Below are 20,282 nucleotides of genomic sequence, written 5' to 3' on the forward strand. Positions count from 1 at the left end.
TTTTCGACCCTTCAGGACCCTTCAGAGCTGACCCCGCCGACTATACGAGCTGCGGACGATTCGCCAGCGGCCATCGTGTCGCTCGGCCAGGCCTGCGACCTCCAGCATCGCCAGCGGCGCCAGTGTTCGCGTCGGCTCCAGCGCGGCGGCGACGGCGATCTCGTCGACCGTGGCCAGCCCACGCCCCGGCAGCGCCTCGTACACCTGACGCTCGGCGTCGCTGAGGCCGTCCAGCGGCGTTGCCGGACGGGGCTGCTCCGGCGCCAGCTCGCCGATGGAACCCACCAACTCGACGATGTCCTCGGCGCGAGTGATCACCTCCGCGCCGCCGCGCAGCAGGACGTGGCATCCCGTCGACGCCGAGGAGGTCACCGGCCCGGGCACCGCGCCGACCACCCTGCCCAGCGCCCGCGCCCACGCGGCGCTGTTCGCCGCGCCACTGCGCAAACCGGCTTCCACCACCACCGCTGCGCCGGCAAATGCCGCAACCAACCGATTGCGGGTCAGGAACCGATGCCGTGCAGGCCGCACGCCCGGCGGATATTCCGTGATCAACAAGCCGTTGCTGCCGATCCGATGCAGCAAGCCGGAATGCCCAGCGGGATAGGGGATATCAAGCCCACCCGCCAAGACCGCCACAGTGACGCCCTCGGCTGCGAGCGCGCCACGGTGGGCCGCGCCGTCGATGCCGTAGGCCCCACCGGAGACCACCGCGACGTCCTGCTCGGCCAGCCCGGTCGCCAGGTCGCCAGCGACGTGCTCGCCGTAGCGGGTGGCCGCTCGCGTTCCGACAACAGCGGCCGCCCGCTGCGCCGTCTCGTCGAGCCGCGCCGGCCCCTTCGCCCACAACACCAGTGGCGGCCTGCCCTGTGGCTTCGCCGCGACCGCGACGCTGCTGAACGCGGCGACGGCCAGCATTGGCCACTCGTCGTCGTCCGGCGTGATCAGCCGACCGCCGCGACGTGCAAGCAATTCGAGATCATCCGCGACCCGGTCGATTTCGCGCCTCGCTTCGGTGTGGTGGGCCAGGTTGTCGTCGACCTGACCCCGTCGCACCCGTTCGGCCGCTTCTACCGGCCCGACACGACCCACCAGCACGGCCAATTCAGCGCAGGGTGGTTCGGCCACCCGAGACAAGTAGGCCCATGCACGCAACGCCAGATCGGTCATCGCGCGGCTCCGCACTGCCGAAAGCTCAGCGCGACCGCCACTTCATCGCGTCCCGGCGACGTGCGGCCGGCCAGGTCGGCCAATGTCCAGGCGACTCGCAATGTCCGGTCGACGCCGCGGATGCTGAGCAGACCGCGTTCCAGCGCGCTGCTCAGCGGCTGCATCGCCGCGCCGCCGAGGCGGAACCGGCGCCGCAGCAGTGTCCCGCTGACCTCGGCGTTGGTGTTGAATCGGTGTGGACGCCAACGCTGCATCGCCGCCTCGCGGGCCGATGCCACCCTGCTGCGGACCTGAGCCGTCGACTCGGCCTCGGTGGTCGCGAACGCGCTCATCCGCACCGGATGCATCTCGACTCGCAAGTCGACGCGGTCCAGCAGCGGCCCGGACAACCGGCCCAGGTAGCGGCGTTTGACCGCTGCCGCGCAGATGCAGTCACGCGGATCCGCCGGCGCGCAGGGGCACGGGTTGGCGGCCATAATCAGTTGAAAGCGGGCGGGATAGCAGGCCACCCCATCGCGGCGGGCCAGGCGGATCTCGCCGTCCTCCAATGGAGTTCGCAGGGCCTCCAATACGTTGACGCTGATTTCGGCGCATTCGTCGAGGAACAACACCCCACGATGCGCCCGGCTGACGGCGCCGGGCCGTGCCATTCCCGATCCGCCACCGACCAACGCTGCGACGCTGGAGTTGTGGTGCGGCGCAACGAACGGCGGCCGGGTTATCAGCGGTGTGGCATCCGACAGCAGTCCGGCCACCGAGTGAATAGCGGTGACCTCCAACGACTCGCTGTCCGACAGTGACGGCAGCAGTCCCGGAAGACGTTGTGCCAGCATTGTTTTGCCCACACCCGGTGGCCCGGTGAGCATCAGATGGTGCGCCCCGGCGGCGGCCACCTCGACGGCGAAGCGGGCCTGGGCCTGTCCCACCACGTCGGCCAGATCCGCGGGCGGCCCGGCCTCCGGAACTACTCCGCTGATCCGCTCGTCTAACTGCGCCGACCCGCTGAGCCAGTTCTGTAGCTGCGCCAGCGTGCGCACGCCCCAGATCTCGATGCCGTCGACCAGGCTGGCTTCAGGCAGGTTGTCCACCGGAACCACCGCGGCTTTCCAGCCCTCCCCTCTGGCCGCCAGCACCGCCGGCAGCACGCCGCGCACCGGCCGAACCCGTCCGTCGAGAGCCAATTCACCCAACAGCACGACGGTCTCCAGTTGTCGCCACGGCGTCTTGCGCTGCGCCGACAACACTGCGGCCGCTAAGGCCAGGTCGTATACCGAGCCCGTCTTCGGCAGCGTTGCCGGTGAAAGCGCCAGCGTGAGGCGAGACATCGGCCAGCGGTTGCTGCAGTTGGTGATCGCCGCCCGGACCCGGTCTCGCGACTCCTGCAACGCGGCATCGGGCAGCCCCACCAGATGCACGCCCGGCAGGCCCGAGGTGATGTCGGCTTCGATTTCCACGATCGCGCCGTCCAGCCCCAGCACCGCGACCGAGAACGCCCGCCCCAGCGCCATCAGCCGATCCCCTGCAGGTGACTGATTTCCGGGGTTCGACATCGGCCGACGCGAACCCCGATCACATCGATGCGGACAGCGGCCCAACGCTGCTCCTGACCGGCGAGCCACATCGCGGCCAGCCGACGCAATCGGCGCGCTTTCTGCTCGGTCACCGCTTGCGCCAGACCGCCAAAACCGTCACCGGTGCGGGTTTTCACTTCGACAAACACCACGGTGTTGGTGGTCGAGTCAACGGCGATCACATCCAGCTCGCCGTACCGGCAGCGCCAATTGCGGGCCAATATCCGCAGTCCCAGCCCGGTCAGGTGATCGGTGGCCAACTGCTCACCGAGCGCCCCGATTTCGGCCCGCGTGAACATCGTCATGCGGCCACCTTGCGGCAGTGCACCGACGCGGATATCCGTCGCGCTGCAGTCGAGCCGGGACGGTGGCCGGTTATCCCCAGTTGCGCGGCAATCCACAGCTGGCGCGACTCGACGCTTCGCCCTAGTACCGGTGATGTGCGATGCGCGGCCCGCTGTCGCCGTGGTCGTCGACAGCGGCCAGTGCGGGCACCATTTCGCTTGTCACCAGGCCTTGCTCGCGAGTGATTTCGTCGACTACGTCAAAGGACGCGGCGATGTTGTTCGGGGTGTCGATGATGATCGTCACGACCGGGACATGCCGGCTCAATGAGAGCAGCTTGTCACCGTGCGGGGCGTGATCGCCGTGGAAGCCCCAGATTCCGCGCAACACGGTTGCCCCGTGTGACGACTCGTGTTTCCGGAGTCGGTGAATTAGCGCACGGTGAATCGGCATCCCGTCGCAACGTGCAGATTCCGAGGAGTAGACCATCAACTTCTGCCAGAGCGCCAAACCGTGCTCGTCGGTTCCTGGCAAAGCGTGCGGTCGCTCCAAGAGTTCGCCGTCGCGCTTGCACACCCGGACCCGTTCCAGCGTGACGACGGGCCGCCGGAGCAGCCCGCCAATCTCGGGCAGCAGCCGGCCGATCCGCTCGCCGCTGCCGACGGCGATGATCATCATCGGAACGTCGGCGTTGCGGCCGAAGAACTGTGCTCGCTCACGTTGGCCACGAGCCGTGCCGTCGACGCCCAAGAAAACTGATGCGCCGGCGAGTTGGCGCCGGTAGAGCAGATCACAGAGCGCAATGTAGGCGGGCACGCCGTACAGCCGCTCCTTGCGGCCGACGTAGATCGTCAGCCTGGTTTCCTCGGGATATTGGTCGGACAGCTCGATGCTGTGGATGTCGTCACGCAACAACCGCGCACGCTCCAGGCTGATCAGGCCGCGCTTTTCGAGGGCCAGTATGGGTTCGATCAATCCCTCGATGACTGGCTTGGCGTCCACCGCGATCACTGCGACAGCGGGGTCCTCCGACAGGCTCAGGGACTGATCAGTTCTGAACTGATGCCGGGAACCGAAGCCGGCGATCCCGCGGAGCACGATGCTGGTCGCGACCCGTCGTTGTTCGTACAGACCGAGCATGGCCTCGGCCACGAAGCGGTGGCCGACGCGTTGACGCTCATCGAAGTACGTGATCAGCTTGAGGCATTCTTCATCCGCCGCTACCTCCGTTGCAGTACAGCCGTTTTCATGTCGGTCGTTTAGTTCAGAGCGCCCCGCTGAGCGCACTTGCCTTGGGTGAAACCGTGCAGAGTGGCCGAGCATGCTGGTAGGTTAGTCAAGACGGCGGTGGGGCCCGCCACAACCGCGCGTCTGATATGGACGGCCAACGGTCCCTACGCAACTGATGAAGGTCGATCCGGCCGCAGTACCACTGCGCCGGATCGATCCCCGACGCGGAGGAACTTAAGTGGCCGTTAAGTTTTCGTCGATCTCGGCGATAGAAATTCTCGACTCGCGCGGTCGGCCCACGTTGTCGGTGTGTGCCGGGCTGTCGGATGGAAGGCAGGTGCGTTCCGGCGTGCCCTCCGGGGCGTCCACCGGCAGCCGGGAGGCCGTGGAGTTGCGCGACCATGACGAGCGCTACGGGGGCCTGGGTGTGCTCAATGCGGTGGCCGGGGTCAACGGGCCGATCGCCGAGGCGCTGACGAGTCGGCCGTTCAGCAGGCTGGACGAGGTTGATCAGACCTTGTGCGAGCTGGATGGCACCCCCGACAAGTCGCGGTTGGGCGCCAATGCGATCGTCGGTGCATCGATGGCTGCCGCCCAGGCGTTTGCGCTGGAGGCAGGACAACCGTTGTGGCAGTGGTTGATTCCCAAAGGGGTGGATCCGAGGCTTCCGATTCCGCACTTCAATGTCATCAACGGCGGCGCCCACGCCATAAATGGTCTCGGCTTTCAAGAATTCATGATCGCCCCGCTCGGGGCGCCGTCGCTGCAGGAAGCGGTCCATGCGGGCGCAGAGGTGTACCGGCGCCTCCGCTCGACGTTGGCCGACCGTAACCTCGCGACGGGGTTGGGTGACGAGGGTGGTTTTGCACCCAATGTCGACGGCGCAGATGAGGCGTTGGAACTGCTCACCAAGGCCATCGGTGATGCCGGCTACACCGCAGGGCGCGATGGTGTCGCGATTGCGCTGGACCCGGCCGCCAGTGAATTCCACCACGACGGCCGCTACCGGTTGGGCTGGCAATCGTTGTCCAGCGACGAGCTGATCGACCGCTACACGAGCATCGTCGACAGGTTCCCGGTGTGGAGCATCGAAGACGGTATGGGCGAGCACGACACCGCTGGCTGGCAGAAGCTGACTGAGGCATTGGGTCATCGGGTGCAGCTGGTCGGCGACGACAATTTTGTGACCAATCCAGAACTCATCGCATCCGGAGTGCGCGCCGGTATCGCCAACGCTGCTCTGATCAAGGTCAACCAGATCGGGACGGTCACCGAAACCCTTGAGGCACTCAAGGTTTGCCGAAGTGCAGGTTACGGTGCGATGATTTCGCATCGTTCGGGTGAAACCGACGATTCGTTCATCGCCGATCTGGCGGTGGCGTCGGGTTGCGGTCAGATCAAGTCGGGCGCCCCAGCCCGCGGCGAACGCGTGGCCAAATACAATCGTCTCCTCGAAATCAGCGCAGCGACACCGGATCTGGCGTTCGGCCTGCCGGCTCATTGATTTCCCTGACCTCATGATGTCGCGATCACCACGGCCAATACGGCGAGGACCGCGATCAGCATGTAAGTCATGTAAGCATCGAGACGGCCCGACTGTAGCCGTCGGGCAAACGCGGCACCGCCACCAACGTCGCGATCAGCGGCCGGTAGAAAAATCGCTCGACAAGATCGACGACGTCGACGCGGTAGGTGAACAAACCGGAGACCGCCCGGTCGCCGCTGGGTTCAGCCGACGTCTCGATCAGCTCAGACCTGGTCAGGAGCACATTGGACAAAACGTTGCGTACCGGGTTCGCGTAGGCGAAGGACGTGTAGCCCAGCCCGCGGTCGACACCTGGTGACGCCGACGACCACGGCCTCACCCGACGGGCGCGGAAGGGGTTACGGCCGGCGAACAACGTCGCGAACCCGGCTATAGCCGCCGCCATCAGCGGTAGCACGATCCATAGCCAACTCGAGCCAACTCGGCGGCAGGGCCGAAAAATCGTCGAACACCGGCTGCAGCACCCACGGTTTCGCGTTGGCGCCTGCTGCCTGGTCAGCGGCAGCCCCGCCAAAGTCAGCGATCCGATCGCCAAACCCGCGCCGGCCCAGGGTAATCGGCGCACAATGCCGCCCAGCCGAATCGAGATCGGTGGTACCGGCGACGTGTTCGATCGTCGATGCCGACACGAACAGCAACGTCTCGCCAAGCGCGTGGGCCATCACCTGCGCAGTGCCGGCCACCAGCCCGGCCGCGACCAACTTCGGCTGGCCAACTGACGCGCCCACCAGCGCAACGCCGAATCCGGTGGTGATCACACCGGCGTTCTCCACACTCGACCACGAGATCAACGCCGCAAGGTCAGGATTGACTGCGGCACCTGCCATTATGGCGCGAGCCGGACCCGGAGCCGCGGCGTAGCCGCGTGGCATCCAGATGTGCGCCGGAACCAGTCCGACCTTGACACCCTAGGCTTGGGGCCCAGGTGATGGGTCTCCGCCCGGGTACGTAACCACGACCCGAACCGCCGTCCAGGCTGATGGTTCCTGCAGGAGCGTAATGCGGGAGGTTGTCGTGGTTTTAGTTGTCGGATACGACCGCCACCCAGCCAGCAGGGCCGCGCTGGTGTTCGCGGGCGAACTCGCTGGCGCCCTGAACGCGCCACTGCACGTCGTTCATGTCGTTGACGACGCCGATACCGCGCCGCCGAATTCCACCAGTCGTGACGTGGATCTCGATGCCGAATGCCGGCATGTCGCAGATGCCCTCGGTGATGTGCAGTGCACCTATCACCGCCTCCGGGGCGATTCCGCGTCGGTCTTGCTGCAAGCGGCTAGACAACACGGAGCCTCGATGCTGATTGTCGGTCGACCTGAACAAGGCATCGGCGCGGCATTCGGGCACATGATCACAGGGAATGTTGCGCGAAACTTGTTGCGCTGCGGTGACCGTCCCGTTGTGGTGGTTCCTCCGTTTGGAACGGTCCCGCGATGACCGCGGCCGTTGATCGTGTTTTTCTCGCCCGGCACGGTCGCACGGCGCTCAACGCGCAGGGGCGGCTGCGTGGGCTCAGCGACCCTCCATTGGACGAGGTCGGGATTGTTGAGGCGGCTCGGCTCGCCGATGCGCTCGTGCCCAAGCACCCCACCGCGGTCATCTGCAGTCCGCTGCAACGAGCCGTCGCCACCGCACACGCGATTGGTGCGGCCTGCGGTGCGACGGTGACCGTCGAGCATTCTTCGAGCTGGTGGCCGACTATGGTCCCGGACCGCTGGTCATGGTGTCCCACGATGCGTTCAACCGCGCGCTGCTTGGACAGCTTGACCCCGCGCTCGGCGATGTGCGTCAGCGAACCGCGTGCTGGAACCAGCTCAGCCTGGTCGACGGTGCGTGGCGGGCGGACGCCTACGACCAGGTCGCGGACCAACCGCTTCGGTCGTCGCGGTGACCCGGGCCGCTGAAATATGTCATCAGCAGGTCTTCTGCCTTATGGTATTGCAGCGAATCCACCCATAACCGGTGCACCACCAGCTGTTCTCGGTGGTGCGCACGGCCACCCGGGGTCGCAACGTAGCCGCCGACATCGGCACTTGCCAGCAAACCCAACACCGCGTCGATATCGTCTGCGTCCAGATCGGCCAATTCCGCCCACGCACTGGCCCATACTCCGTTGTCGATACCGCCTGGCGGTAACCAGAACATCACATCGAATCGCGCCGGATCCCTGATCGGGCGGAACGGCGAACTCACGACGACCCTGGGGAAGCGTTATCGGACATGCTTTCTCGTCCTGGCTCGTTATCATAGGGACTATCGGCGATGTCCGCGGTTTGGGCGAGTCCCTCCGCCTATCGGTATCATTCCGCTTGCGGCGATGTTTGCCAATGGTTACATACGTGACGTTGCATTTGGGGTTAACCCACCGTTAGCATCGCGTTGAGGCGATGAGGCCCGCCTTTAACCGCCGCACCGGCTGATGGCTTCTACCGCGAGCATGCTTGGGGTAGAAGGCGGGGTGGGGCGGTTAGGGCAGAATCTGATCCTCGTTGAAGCGACTACTGGACATTCGCGGCTGCAACACGCCTGGTCGTCTCTCATCTCACCGTTTGGGACCGATGCCGCACCGCAGGTTTCAACAGTGCTGGGATAGGGCCAGATTTGGTGGCCGATCGCTGGCTCGAGCGGCGTGTCCAACGTATTCGTCCATCAGGATGGTATTCACACGTCATGTGCGCGGTCACGGTCACTGCGACTCCGGTTTAGCACTTCATGCTAGCGAGCACACCAGATGGCCCGTTATTCGACCATATGAATAGTCAACCGTATTTGATACCTGTGGAAAGGAAAACGGATGTCGTTCGTCACCACGCAACCGGAAGCCCTTGCCGCGGCGGCCGCCAACTTGGCTGCTCTCGGCTCGACGATGAGCGCCCAGAACGCCGCCGCGGCGCCGCCGACCGCCGGCGTCGTACCTGCAGCCGCCGACGAGGTCTCGGCGTTGACGGCGGCTCAGTTCGCCGCCCACGCGCAGATGTATCAGGCGATGAGCGCCCAAGCCGCGGCGATCCACGAGAGGTTCGTCTCAACACTGAGAGCCAGCGCTAGCTCTTATGCGGCCACCGAGGCCGCGAACGCCGCGGCTGCCCTCTGAGGAAGGTCTGCTGGTGCTGGATTTCGGAGCATTACCACCGGAGATCAACTCTGCCAGAATGTATTCCGGCGCCGGCTCCGGCCCGATGCTGGTCGCCGCAGCCGCCTGGGACACGCTGGCCGCAGAGCTGTCGTCGACGGCCGCGCGCTACGGATCCGCCATTACGGAGCTGACCAGCGGCCAGTGGCGGGGACCCTCGTCGATGTCGATGGCGGCGGCGGCGGCGCCGTATGTGGCCTGGCTGCAGGCTACCGCGGCCCAGGCCGAGCAGACCGCTGCGCAGGCCAAGGACGCGGCGGCGGCCTACGAGCTCGCGTTCGCGATGACGGTGCCGCCACCGGTGATCGCGGCCAACCGCAGCCAGTTGATGGTGTTGGTCGCGACGAACTTCTTCGGGCAGAACACACCGGCCATCGCGGCCACCGAGGCGCACTACGTGCAGATGTGGATCCAAGACGCTGTGGCCATGTACGGATACGCGGGGTCTTCTGCGGCGGCAGCTAGATTGAACCCGTTCAGCCAGCCGCCGCCTACCACCGATCCGGCAGGGCTGACCGCCCAATCCGCCACTGTCGCCCACGCCGTCGCCAGCTCAGCCGGTAGTCAACCGACAGCGCTGACGCAGCTGACATCCACACCACCTGCGCTGGGACAACTCGCCGCGCCCGCCGCCGACCCACCGGGCCTGTCGTCGATCATCTCGTTCCTGATGTCTCCAGAGGTCGGCTTCGTGGTTGATCTCTACCTATGGGGAATCAATACCCCAAGGATCACCAACATGGGGATCGGTTGGGGTGGCAGCTCGGTTGCATCGGGGCGCAGCATCCTCATCACCAACGAACGGGTCGCATTTCAACGTCAGGGGGATGCGAAGAAGCTGCCGGGATTCGAGCCGATCACCGCGGGCTGGACAAGTCCGGGCATGCCGGGCGGCACAGCAGTGTCGGCGGGAATGGGGCGAGCGAGCCCGCTCGGGTCGTTGTCGGTGCCGCCTAGCTGGGTTGGCGCCGTTCCAGAGGTACGGCCAGTTGCCTTGGCGTTACCCGACTCCGGCGCCACCGTCACAGCTGAGGCTTCCGGACAAATGCCTCAAGTCCCCGGTAGCTCATTTAGCCAGGCGGTTCTTGGGACTCTTTCCCGAGACGTTGCTCCCCCGCGGCAACCGAAGACTCGTCCGATCATCGTGCGCTCGCCAGCCGCCGGATAACACCGCAGGAACACCCATGACGCACACGCATATGACAAATCGAACACGAAGACACCACCGCCGCCGATCAACCCCAACCCGGCCGTTGCACGTTGAGAAAGGCTGTTAGACATGGACTTTGGAGCGCTTCCCCCGGAAATCAACTCGGCCAGGATGTATTCCGGCCCCGGCCCCGGGTCAATGCTGGCCGCCGCCAACGCCTGGGACGAACTCGCCGGCGAGCTGAATTCGTCGGCCGCCACCTACCGCTCGGTGATCGCCGGTCTGGCCGTGGACGGATGGCAGGGCCCATCGTCGATCATGATGTCCGAAGCGGTTTCACCCTATATTGCGTGGATGCACAGCACCGCCGCGCAGGCCGAGCAGACCGCCGCCCACGCCAGAACAGCGGCAAGCGCCTACCAGTCCGCGTTTGCGATGACCGTGCCCCCGCCGCTCGTCGCGGCCAACCGCACCCAATTGACGTCGCTGATCGCGTCGAACTTCTTCGGGCAGAACAGCCCGGCGATCGCGGCCACCGAAGCCGCCTACGACGAGATGTGGGCTCAGGACGCCTCGACAATGTATGGTTACGCCAACTCCTCGGCGGCCGCGACGCGGTTCACGCCGTTCGCCCAGCCACCGGCTACCACTAATCCAGCCGGGCAGGGCGCCCAAGCCGCTGCGGTCGCTCAGGCCGCCAGTGCGCCCGCCGCCAACCAAGCACAGACGCTCTCGCAGCTACCCACCACACTGCAAGGACTGGCCGCTCAACCATCGGCGGGCTCCTTGAACCTGTTCGACCTTTTCACGTTGTTTGGCGCCGACGCGATAGACAGCGGAAGCGCAGCCGCATCCTCTACCAGCTCCTCGTTTTCCGGGGCGTCGATGAACGTCACGAACAACGCCATTTCGATCGCCGCCCAACGCGACGCCTTTCAGGGAGTCGGACCATTCTTGGGGGGCCCGCTTCCCCCACCGCCATCTGCGCTGTCCGCGAACCTCGGCGGGCCAGCGGTTTCGGCGGTGGTCGGGCGCGCCAGTTTGGTCGGCACATTGTCGGTACCGCAAACCTGGGCAGCCACCGCCACCCCTGCGGTCAACCCGGCAGCGCTCGCTCTGCCAAATCCCGCAACCGCACCGATACCCTACGATGCGGTGTCCCAAAGCATCTTCGGTGAGTCGCTGCTAGGCACGCTGGCCGGGCGCGGTGTCAGCAATGTCGCCGCCAAGCTGCGCACCCCCAGCGTCGTACCCAAGTCGCCGTCGGCCGGATGACACACCAGAGGCGATGCCACCCTGACGACACTGCTGAGGAGCGGCAACGTCTAGCGTACGATGGAACAAACCAGGCGATGAAGCTCGCCTCGACCGCCGCACCGGCTGATGGCTTCTACCACGTGAGTGATCCGCGGTAGAAGGCAGGTGAGGCGAAGAATGTCGTCCTTCACGAGCATCCTGTTTCCTGGGCCGCAAGCAGAACCCGATATCGACGCCGCTCCTGATTGCTTCGCTGATCTGCACCTCGACGAAATCGTCGCTGCGGCGACCATCGGAGATATCAATGAGCACCTGAAGAAGTTCTTCCACGCGCCGTTGCACGAGATTTCCACCATCGACTACCGCCACCGGCTATTCCACGACCTCGAACGCGAGCAAACACGTGAGCCCATCCAAAGATTTGTCGACGGCATACGCACGACGAGACGCGAAGTCAGCCGGGCTGCAAAGCTGTGGCACCCGCTGCAACAGCAGGGGTGGCTCGCCCACGCCGTCGAATCCTGTTGCGGGGCAATAACGCAGCTTCGCGACGGCCTCACTGGCGTAGAGCTCGCTTCGCAAGGGTTGCAGAGCTTTTTCGACCACGTGGTCGATTACACCGACAGCGACACCTTCCGCAAACTGACGGCCGACACCGCGGCACTGCATACCCAGCTGCACGAGGTCCGCTACACGGTGCATATCCAGGGACTGCGGGTCCACGTCGAAAAGTTCAAGGACCAGAGCGATTACAGCGTGGAGGTGGTGCAGACTTTCGACCGATTCGCCACCGAGGTGCGTGACGACTACCGCGTGCCGTTCGAGAACTACCCCGACATGAACCACGTCGAAGAACAAATCCTCGAATGCGTCGCCAAACTCTACCCCGAAACATTTAGCCTGCTTGCCGCCTACTGCGACTGCAACGAACACTTCATCGAACCGACGATCGCCCGGTTCGAGCGCGAGGTCCGTTGCTATCTCGCCTATCTGGAATTTGTCCACCGCTTGGGCTCCGCCGGGTTGGCCTTCACCTATCCCGAGGTAACGGCCGAACCTGGAAGCCTCTCAGTCGAAAACGGCTTTGATCTGGCACTGGCAGTCAAGTCCGTCGCTGCCGATAAACCCGTCATAGCCAACGACTTCCACTTGTCGGACGTTGAGCGGGTCTTGGTTGTGACCGGGCCCAACCAGGGCGGGAAGACAACCTTCGCCAGAACCATCGGACAGTGCGTCTACCTCGCGTCGCTCGGCTGCCCGATACCTGCCAGACACGCGAGCGTGATGCTTCCCGACCGCATATACACCCACTTCGAACGGCAAGGGACGTTGGCGACGCTGCACGGCAAGTTCGACGAAGAACTTGCCCGGATGAATGCCATCGCCGATGGCATCACCCCGACATCATTGCTACTCTGCAACGAATCCTTCGCATCCACCAACGAGCGCGAGGGATCGGAGATCGCGCGCGGCATCGTTTACGCCATGATCGAAAGCGGCGTGAAAGTCATTTACGTGACCCACCTTTATGACCTGGCCAGCAGCCTCTACGCACGCCACAACCCCGCCGACTTGTTCCTGCGAGCCGAACGACGTCCCGATGGCGCACGAACGTTTCGGCTGATGCCGGGTGAACCCGAACCCACCAGCTACGGGGAGGATTCGTTTCGGCGTGTTTTCGGCGTGCCCGCGGGTATTCGGGGCAACCACATGCCAGCCCGCTGATCACACAGAGCAGTCGGCGCGGCGCGCTGCGCAGGCACCCGTCGACGAGAAAGGATTACGACGATTGGCAAGCTATGACTACCGCGCATTGGCCGCGGTCTTCGCCGGTGGCGTGGTGGGCACCCTGGCCAGGAGCGCAGTCACGGCCCTCATGCCAGCCCCCGAGCCGACGCGCTGGCCGTGGTCGACATTCACTGCGAACATCGTCGGCGCATTCCTAATCGGCTACTTCACCACCCGGTTACTGGAGCGGTTGCCTGTGTCAAGCTATCGTCGACCCTTCCTCGGCACCGGGGTGTGTGGCGGCTTCACCACATTTTCGACCATGCAGGCCGAAATCCTGGCGATGATCGAACATGGGGAATACGGCCTAGCCGTGAGCTATAGCGTCGCAAGTATCGTATTGGGTTTGCTGGCGGTATATGTGGCCACTGCAGCAGTGCGCCGTGCACAGGTGCTGTGATGACCATCCCGATAGGTGTGTTGATCGCAGGCGGGGTAGGCGGAATGCTGCGTTTTCTGGTGGACGCCGCCGTGGGCCACAGAGTCAAGCGGTCATTTCCGTTCGGCACGCTAACGGTGAACACAAGTGCCTCAGTGCTGATGGGCCTCGTCACCGGCTTCTCCTTCGGGCTGAGCGACCACGCCCTTGCCGCTATCGGTGGATACAGCACGTTCTCCACCTGGATGTTGGAAACCCAACGGCTCGAAGAGGAGCGGCAACTTGGCACCGCCCTCGCGAATATCGTCGTCAGCATGGTCCTTGGTCTAGCGGCAGCGTTGCTCGGCCAATGGATCGCCGCCACGGTGCTCGGGCACCCGATCGGGGAACGACTGTGAACCAACCGGCCTGGAAGCTCAGCGCTTACTTCCCCGAGCGCCTACGTACCGTCACCGATGGCACGGGCGCCGCCCGGCCCGGGTTTCTGGCCGATCACGTACTGAACCTGTTCGATGACCGCGAAGTCGCGACCAGCGTGATGCTGCGCGGCATCGCAAGCTTCGGGCCGATCGGCGTGCTGCGTACCGACGAGTCGCTGAGCTTGTCGGAAGATCCGCCGGCAGTGGTCTACGCGGTAGACACCGAGTCGACGATCGACGATTTAGTCGACGACGTCGTGGCCATCACGGGGCGCGGGCTGATCACCCTGGAACGGACGCAGCTGGTTCCCGGTGACGTCTTGCCCGCCCTAGTGGAAGCCCACGCGTGGGATGCGATCAAACTCAGCGTGTATGTGGGCCGCACAGCACGCGTCGCCGGGATACCCGCATACCGCGCTTTATGCGATGTGTTGTATCACCACGGATTTGCCTTTGCCGCAGCACTTTTGGGCGTCGACGGGACTGCGCATGGCGTGCGATACCGCGCCCGATTTTTCAGCCGCAACGTCAACGTTCCGATGATGGTCGTCTCCGTGGGGACTCCAGACCAGGTTTCGGCCACCGTCACCGAACTCAACGCCGTCATACCGGATCCATTGCTGACCATAGAACGAATCCAGCTCTGCAAGCGGGAAGGCAAGCTGCTGGCGACACCGCGCGAACTGCCGCCGACTGACGAACATGGGCGGCCGCTGTGGCAGAAGCTGATGGTGCATACCACCGAGGGAGCCACCTACGACGGCGCGCCGATTCACCGAGAAATCGTTCGTCGGCTGTTGAAATCGAAAATCGCCCAAGGCGCCACCGCGGTACGCGGCGTCTGGGGATTTCAGGCCCACAATAGGCCGCACGGCGACAGACTGGTTCAGCTGGTAAGGAAAGTGCCCGTCGTGACCATTATCGTGGACGCCCCCGCGTCAATCGCGCGCAGTTTCCAAGTAGTCAACGAGCTGACGGCCGACCACGGAGTCGTAACCTGTGAAATGGTCCCCGCCGCACTGTCGATCCACGCGCCCGGTCGGCGTGGCAATCTCCTGCCGGCCCACTACCACTACTGATCGTCGCTTGGGTCTTCGCCGTCAGCGCTCGACTCGGTCGGCGACTGTCCTTTGCGCAGCGTGTCGAGCAGCTCGCGGTAGGGCCCGACGAGGTAGACGGTGTCGTCGGCGCGAAGGCGGGCGTCGCGGCGTGGGTTCAGTTCAACCCTTGAATTGGGCCGGGTGATGGCGATGACCCGGGTTTGGGTGGACAGGTCGAACATGCGCAGGCCATCGAGTTTGCTGCCGGGCGCCACGCGCATCGCACCGATCACAAAGGAGCGTTGACCCACCGAGAACGTGTCGAGCACCTCCAATCCGATGGCGGCGCCGATGAACCAGGGTGCGGCCAGCTCAACGGTAGAGCGAGCGTTGACGAAACCGAATCGCTGCGCCAGCGCGAAGCCCAGCGCACGGTCGAATACCTGTAATACGAGCGGAACGCCGGGCCAGTGGTGCATCGGGCGCAACCGGCGACCGAGCATCTCGGCCAGTATGATCCCGGCTTCGATGTTGACAATGTCGTCGTGGGTTAGCACCGTCACCGCGCGGGCGCAATCCACCCGCGCCGATTCCAGTGTCTGACGCAGCGTCGCGTCGCCGAAGATCACCGGCACGTCGAGTTCGCGTGCCGCTGACAAGAACCGGTTCTCCTCATCGATCTCGACCACCGCGACGTCGTGTCCGGTGGCGACCAGATCGCGGACCACGCGGATCCCCAGCGCGCTCAGTCCGACGACGACGATGTGGTTACGCAGGTGGCCTACCCGCGGGCGTGCGGCGGCGAGAACGAAGCGTCGCGACAGCAGTACGTCGGAAATGAACGCGACCAGCAAAGCGATGGTGGTCACGCCGCCAAACATCATCATGGCGGCGAACAGCCGCAACCAGGTGGGCTGGTCCACGAAGCTGAAGTCGCCGTAGCCAGTCGTGGTGATCGTTTCAACGGTGAAGTACAGCGCGTCGATCCACCCCATCCGAGGGCGCTGGTGGCTCAAATGCAACACCACTGTGGAGCCGATAGTCAGCGCGAGCACGGCGGCCACCACCGGGTAGAACGCCGGGTTGATGTCGTTGCGTAAGGCGCGGGCGGCGTCCAGAGTCCGATGCGGCAGCGGCCGGCGCGATCGCGTTCGAACTGGGCGGGGCACTTCGATGCCCCGGGCGGCCACTTCGTCGGCGGTGCCGATCATCACCGCCCAGTCACCGGTGTGCGCCTGCAGGTCCCGGCCCGGGCAGACCTCCACCGCGCCGGGGTTGGGGGAGTTTGCGCCGCGGATCACCGCCACCGGGGCCAGTCCGCCGTACAGTTCACGCAGCGTAGCGTCCCGCGACGCCGAACTGCCCGAGACGGCGAATCGGATACCGGCGGCTTCGAACGGGTGAGTGGCGTGAGCCAGACAGGCCTCGACGACCGACGGCGCCGCGAGTTCGGCGACGTTCAAGATTGCGCCGGGCCCGTTGCCGTCAGACAGCGCTTGGCACAGCACGTCGTTGGCCAGCCGCGCCACGACTCGCACCTCGGGGTTAGCTTTCCTTGCCAGCAAGGCGATTTCCAGGTTTGTCGAATCGTCGTCTGCGGCGCAGACAACAGCAAGCGCGTCGGCAATACCAGCTTCGGCAAGGTCGGTCTCGGTGTCTGCGAGCTCAGTGTCGTCGAGTTTGACAACGGTCGCGCCGGCGTTTTTCAGCTCCTCGGCGATCGTCGTGGCCAAGGCGTCCTCGCCGCTGACGATGATGTGGTTGGCGTCCATTTCAACCGTCCCGCGGTGGTTGATTCGCTGAACCGCGAAGCGCCATCGAAGCGATGGTTGCCGCGAGCATCCAGACAGCCGCGTAGCCGAACGCCACGGCGGGCGAGACCAACGTGTACAGCAATCCGGCGACGACGGTCGCCACCACGTCACCTGTGGCCTGCACCGCTCCCAGCACTCCGAACCCGCTGCCGCGCAGCCGGTCCGGGAGCAGCTGTGCCACCACCGCGGATTCCGTGGGCTCGGCAAGGCCGATACCCGCTCCGGCTACCGCGAACGCTACTGCGACCGCGATCGCGTTATGCGCACCGATGGAGAAGGCGCCGTAAGCGATGACATAGACCGCTGCGCCGGTCGCGAATACCACCCGAGGTCCCGCGCGGTCATACCACCGCCCGGCTACCAAAGATGCGAGTGTCGCAATCACGTTGTGCCCCGCATAAATCAGGATCGCGACCGACGTCGCCGTCGTCACCGACCGATGCTGCGACGTGAGCAGCTGGGTCGCGCGCAATATCAGCAGAGTCGTCGCGAGGTTGCCGAATTCGAAGAGCAGCACCGGCGCCAGGGCGCGGAGCAGCCCGGCATCGCGCAATGCCCGCAGCTCAAGCCGACGCGGCGAGGATCCGACAGCGGTGTGCCCGCTGCGCCGGGACTGGCGAGCGGCCACCATGATCGCGATGGCCGCGAACAAACCTGGAACCGCTGCCAGGTACAGCGCCGGCCGGACACCGACCCAGGTCACCAACCCGGCCGCCAGCAACGGACCCGCGACGGCGCCAAGGTTGTCACCGGCCCGTTCCAGCCCGAACGCCCTGCCGTGCGCTGTTGTCGGGGTCAGGGAAGCCAATAACGCATCGCGCGCCGGAGACCGCAGACCACGAGACAACCAGGCGATCGCACGCAGCACCCCAACCTGCCATACGGTTATCGCTGCACCGATCGCTCCGGTCGCCACCGCGGTGCCCAGATAGCCGCAGGACGCGGTCCGTGCCCGCCCGTGTGGTTCGTTCGCCAACGGCCCGCCGATCAGCTTCATCACGCCAGTCAGCGCGTCGCTGATTCCGTCGATGACGCCCAGCGCCGCCGCGGAAGCTCCCAGTGTGCTGGTGAGAAAGGCCGGCAGCACCGACGTGGTCACCTCATGACCGGAATCCGAGAAGAAGCTTGCCGCTGCGACGGCGCCGACACCGGGTGTCAGCCAGGGTGCGGCGTTCTGGTCCTCGACTATCCCCTCATCGCTCGTGTGGTCAGCGTCGGTCATGGTTGCTTCCAATCATGGTCATCTGTCTCATGGTCATCTGTCGGCCTCAGGTGAGTCTGCGGTGTCTGGCTCGACGAGGGCCCGCCGCGTCGGCGTCGCAAGCGGACTGCATTCCATCTCAGTGGCTTCGCGCGCGATCAGTTCTTCGTCGCCAGTGGAAGCCACCCGCGCGATCCGGGACTCTATGTCGTAGGGCACGATGATCGCCGTCACACCCTGAACTCGGCTGACAGCGCGGGCCGTCTTGTCGGCGGTACGGTCGTGCAGCAGCCGCCCCAGCAACGGCGAAAACGTTCGACGCGGCAACAGCACCGTCATCTTGGTATCCGGATACTTGGTTTTCGTCTCTTAAAATCAGTTTCTGTGCCGCGCGAGGGATATTGCGATCCGGGCAGTCGATCACTCGCAGCGGGCTGTCGTGCTCGAAATGCCGCCAGCGGTCCTGCAACTCAGCGCCATGATCGCGATCTATCACGAAGTGCACCGCAAGCAGCTCGTCGGCATTGAGTCCCTTTGCGTAGCGCAGCGTCTCGATCTCGGCCAGATCGATCGTGAAATGGTGTCTACTCATCCCGAAGCCGGCCATCGCGAACGCCGTGAACACGCCGATCGCGTAAAGCGGCACCAGCTTTCTGACCGAACCGCTGGTCACCCACAGCAGTGCCACCGCCAGCACGGTCAGCGTGATGATGCCGTTGGAGAACCTCAGACGATGACCGCGTTTGGTCAGCGGGCGCGGCAGAAACTGGTCCGCGGCGACAAAACTGGCCAGCGCGGGAAACCCGGTGAACGCGGTATTCGCGCCGATGAATAGGATCGCTGCGCTCGACGCCTGCACCAAAAAATACAAGACCTTCCCTATCGCTCCCTGGCCGAAAACCGCCCGGGTGATCTCGGAAAGCATCGACGGATATTCATCGACATAGGGAACGACATGGGTGGCGTAGGCGAGCCAGGACACACCGGCCAACAACACGCCGAGGATAAAAGCCATCACGGTCAGCACCCGGCGACCAGTGACGCCTTGCGGCTCGCGCAAGTAATTCACCGTGTTGGAAATCGCCTCCACACCGGTCAGCGACGTGCCGCCGTTGGCAAAAGCGCGCAGCACCACCAGGATCGTTGCCCCCATCACCAGGCCGCCGCCTTGATGGAGCGGCACTCCCCCGACTACGTCGGCCGGGTTGTATCTGGGTAAACCCCAGAAGATTTCACGAATGAGGCCGGTGACGATCATCAGCGTGATGAAGATCACGAAGGAATAGGTGGCGATCGCAAAGGTCCGGCCCGACTGGCGCAATCCGCGCAGGTTGGCAAGACAGATGAGCAGCACCGCGTAAACGGTGATTTCCGAGTGGTAGGGACGCAGTTGCGGTATCGCCGAGACCACCGCCACCGTGCCGGCCGCGGGTTGCACCGCGACGGTGATTACGTAGTCGATCAACAATGCCGCGGCGGCGATCTGCGCCACCCTCGGCCCGAAATTGTCGCGCGCTACCATATACGAACCGCCGGCCCGAGTGTAGGTCATGATGACCCCGCGGTATGACGCGGTCACCAACGCCAGGATCACCAAAATAACGCCGATGATCGGAAGCAGCAACACGAACGCCGCCATCCCGGCGGCAGGCAGTAGCTCGATCATGATTTGCTCCGGACCGTAAGCGGTCGATGAGATTGCATCCGGTGAAATCGCGCCGAGCGCAACCGGAGTAGACAATCTCTCCGATTCCAGTTGATCGGTGGTTAACGGCTTGCCCAGTAAGCGCCGTTTGAACACGTCGGTGAGAGAGGGTGAGATCCTCTGTCTGCCAACCATATTTATCAGCTCCATCGTCACTGCTCTTGGCTCGTTACAAAGGCTTCGATGCGCCCTACGGGCGCGCGCATTACGTAATATCCACCCGCCCTTCGTGAATGGGCCGACCACCGAAGGCTACCCAACCGCGAGGGCTCCGCCGGGTGTAGATCACCGAACCCTTACCCTGAGTAATGCTGAGATCGCGGCTGAGATGATCAGCGACGCCCCATGGCAGCGGGACCGGTCGCTTCGTCCTCTTGCATACCCGGCTCCGGCGCGGACGCCTCAGATGGTATGTGCCCAGTCGATTTGTCTATCCAGGTCCACAGGCAATGTGGAAAATCACCCGAGTGGCCCTCGGGATCGGCGGCTCCGACACCTTGCGGTGAATTGGGTTCGTGCAGCGCGAATTCGGGAGTCCACGCGGCAAACAGCTCCACAGCGGTGTCGCGCAGCCACCAGGCTGCGCCAATACTCGGG

The 20,282-nt window shown here is 64.7% G+C and carries 19 protein-coding genes, 1 pseudogene and 3 riboswitches; of the genes and pseudogenes, 10 read left to right on the forward strand and 10 right to left on the reverse strand.

Going from position 1 to position 20,282, the window contains the following annotated elements; all coding sequences use genetic code 11:
- Window positions 1-21: 21 nt before the first annotated feature.
- The 4 genes from dprA to M5I08_RS15665 all read right to left on the reverse strand — a co-directional run bounded on the left by dprA (window position 22) and on the right by M5I08_RS15665 (window position 4,349).
- A complete protein-coding gene (dprA, locus tag M5I08_RS15650) occupies window positions 22-1,170 on the reverse strand; it encodes a DNA-processing protein DprA (RefSeq protein ID WP_219066182.1) in 1,149 nt (382 codons plus the stop codon).
- Window positions 1,167-2,678, reverse strand: a complete 1,512-nt coding sequence (locus tag M5I08_RS15655; RefSeq protein WP_219066181.1) for a YifB family Mg chelatase-like AAA ATPase — start codon at window positions 2,676-2,678, stop codon at window positions 1,167-1,169. The genes dprA and M5I08_RS15655 overlap by 4 nt, the downstream gene beginning before the upstream one ends.
- Window positions 2,678-3,046, reverse strand: a complete 369-nt coding sequence (locus tag M5I08_RS15660) for a YraN family protein (protein WP_219066180.1) — start codon at window positions 3,044-3,046, stop codon at window positions 2,678-2,680. Before M5I08_RS15660 ends, M5I08_RS15655 begins: the two co-directional genes overlap by 1 nt.
- A gap of 121 nt (window positions 3,047-3,167) precedes the next feature.
- On the reverse strand, window positions 3,168-4,349 hold the full coding sequence (locus M5I08_RS15665) for a DUF190 domain-containing protein (RefSeq protein WP_219066179.1): 1,182 nt from the start codon (window positions 4,347-4,349) through the stop codon (window positions 3,168-3,170).
- Between the two features lie 145 nt (window positions 4,350-4,494).
- On the opposite strand from M5I08_RS15665, the gene eno reads away from it, so the two are divergent.
- Window positions 4,495-5,760: a phosphopyruvate hydratase gene (gene eno / locus M5I08_RS15670; RefSeq protein WP_219066178.1), complete on the forward strand. Its 1,266-nt coding sequence runs from the start codon at window positions 4,495-4,497 to the stop codon at window positions 5,758-5,760.
- A 67-nt stretch (window positions 5,761-5,827) separates the two neighbouring features.
- On the opposite strand, the gene M5I08_RS15675 is transcribed toward eno, so the two are convergent.
- Both M5I08_RS15675 and M5I08_RS15680 read right to left on the reverse strand, forming a co-directional pair.
- Window positions 5,828-6,187, reverse strand: coding sequence for a hypothetical protein (locus tag M5I08_RS15675; protein WP_249762816.1), 360 nt, complete (start codon window positions 6,185-6,187; stop codon window positions 5,828-5,830).
- Complete coding sequence (locus tag M5I08_RS15680; RefSeq protein ID WP_249762817.1) at window positions 6,141-6,629, reverse strand: hypothetical protein; 489 nt, start codon at window positions 6,627-6,629, stop codon at window positions 6,141-6,143. Before M5I08_RS15680 ends, M5I08_RS15675 begins: the two co-directional genes overlap by 47 nt.
- An 88-nt stretch (window positions 6,630-6,717) precedes the next feature.
- Window positions 6,718-6,798, forward strand: a riboswitch (Fluoride riboswitch).
- A gap of 3 nt (window positions 6,799-6,801) precedes the next feature.
- Between M5I08_RS15680 and M5I08_RS15685 the strand changes: the two genes are divergently transcribed.
- The gene (locus M5I08_RS15685; protein WP_219066177.1) at window positions 6,802-7,236 is read left to right on the forward strand and encodes a universal stress protein; all 435 of its coding nucleotides are present in this window, start codon (window positions 6,802-6,804) and stop codon (window positions 7,234-7,236) included.
- Entirely contained in the window at window positions 7,233-7,703 is a 471-nt protein-coding gene (locus tag M5I08_RS15690) for a histidine phosphatase family protein (RefSeq protein WP_249762818.1), read from the forward strand. Before M5I08_RS15685 ends, M5I08_RS15690 begins: the two co-directional genes overlap by 4 nt.
- Here the strand turns inward: M5I08_RS15690 and M5I08_RS15695 are convergent.
- Window positions 7,648-7,992, reverse strand: coding sequence for a hypothetical protein (locus tag M5I08_RS15695; protein WP_219066176.1), 345 nt, complete (start codon window positions 7,990-7,992; stop codon window positions 7,648-7,650). The genes M5I08_RS15690 and M5I08_RS15695 overlap by 56 nt on opposite strands.
- Window positions 7,993-8,173: 181 nt before the next feature.
- A riboswitch (Fluoride riboswitch) is annotated at window positions 8,174-8,235 on the forward strand.
- 358 nt (window positions 8,236-8,593) lie between these two features.
- Between M5I08_RS15695 and M5I08_RS15700 the strand changes: the two genes are divergently transcribed.
- The 7 genes from M5I08_RS15700 to M5I08_RS15740 all read left to right on the forward strand — a co-directional run bounded on the left by M5I08_RS15700 (window position 8,594) and on the right by M5I08_RS15740 (window position 15,004).
- Window positions 8,594-8,893, forward strand: coding sequence for a PE family protein (locus tag M5I08_RS15700; RefSeq protein ID WP_219066175.1), 300 nt, complete (start codon window positions 8,594-8,596; stop codon window positions 8,891-8,893).
- Between the two features lie 16 nt (window positions 8,894-8,909).
- Window positions 8,910-10,100: a PPE family protein gene (locus tag M5I08_RS26340; protein ID WP_370328649.1), complete on the forward strand. Its 1,191-nt coding sequence runs from the start codon at window positions 8,910-8,912 to the stop codon at window positions 10,098-10,100.
- 111 nt (window positions 10,101-10,211) lie between these two features.
- Complete coding sequence (locus M5I08_RS26345) at window positions 10,212-11,357, forward strand: PPE family protein (RefSeq protein WP_219066173.1); 1,146 nt, start codon at window positions 10,212-10,214, stop codon at window positions 11,355-11,357.
- 64 nt (window positions 11,358-11,421) lie between these two features.
- Window positions 11,422-11,482, forward strand: a riboswitch (Fluoride riboswitch).
- 34 nt (window positions 11,483-11,516) lie between these two features.
- Window positions 11,517-13,064: a MutS-related protein gene (locus M5I08_RS15725; protein WP_219066172.1), complete on the forward strand. Its 1,548-nt coding sequence runs from the start codon at window positions 11,517-11,519 to the stop codon at window positions 13,062-13,064.
- A gap of 64 nt (window positions 13,065-13,128) precedes the next feature.
- Window positions 13,129-13,527 (forward strand): fluoride efflux transporter CrcB, encoded by a 399-nt coding sequence (gene crcB, locus M5I08_RS15730; protein WP_219066171.1) that lies wholly within the window; start codon window positions 13,129-13,131, stop codon window positions 13,525-13,527.
- Window positions 13,527-13,904 carry a fluoride efflux transporter CrcB gene (crcB, locus tag M5I08_RS15735; protein ID WP_219066170.1) on the forward strand — a complete coding sequence of 126 codons (378 nt, stop codon included), beginning with the start codon at window positions 13,527-13,529 and terminating at the stop codon, window positions 13,902-13,904. Before crcB (M5I08_RS15730) ends, crcB (M5I08_RS15735) begins: the two co-directional genes overlap by 1 nt.
- Window positions 13,901-15,004 (forward strand): DUF190 domain-containing protein, encoded by a 1,104-nt coding sequence (locus tag M5I08_RS15740; protein WP_249762819.1) that lies wholly within the window; start codon window positions 13,901-13,903, stop codon window positions 15,002-15,004. The genes crcB (M5I08_RS15735) and M5I08_RS15740 overlap by 4 nt, the downstream gene beginning before the upstream one ends.
- Here the strand turns inward: M5I08_RS15740 and M5I08_RS15745 are convergent.
- From M5I08_RS15745 to M5I08_RS15755, 3 genes and pseudogenes are all read right to left on the reverse strand, one after another.
- The gene (locus tag M5I08_RS15745) at window positions 14,998-16,737 is read right to left on the reverse strand and encodes an NAD-binding protein (protein WP_219066168.1); all 1,740 of its coding nucleotides are present in this window, start codon (window positions 16,735-16,737) and stop codon (window positions 14,998-15,000) included. The genes M5I08_RS15740 and M5I08_RS15745 overlap by 7 nt on opposite strands.
- A 1-nt stretch (window position 16,738) precedes the next feature.
- Entirely contained in the window at window positions 16,739-18,001 is a 1,263-nt protein-coding gene (locus M5I08_RS15750; protein WP_219066167.1) for an MFS transporter, read from the reverse strand.
- Window positions 18,002-18,112: 111 nt separating this feature from the next.
- Window positions 18,113-19,829 (reverse strand): annotated as a pseudogene (locus tag M5I08_RS15755) (APC family permease); the annotation flags it as partial.
- Between the last annotated feature and the right edge of the window lie 453 nt (window positions 19,830-20,282).

The organism is Candidatus Mycobacterium methanotrophicum (genome assembly GCF_023515995.1).
GTDB lineage: Bacteria > Actinomycetota > Actinomycetes > Mycobacteriales > Mycobacteriaceae > Mycobacterium > Mycobacterium methanotrophicum.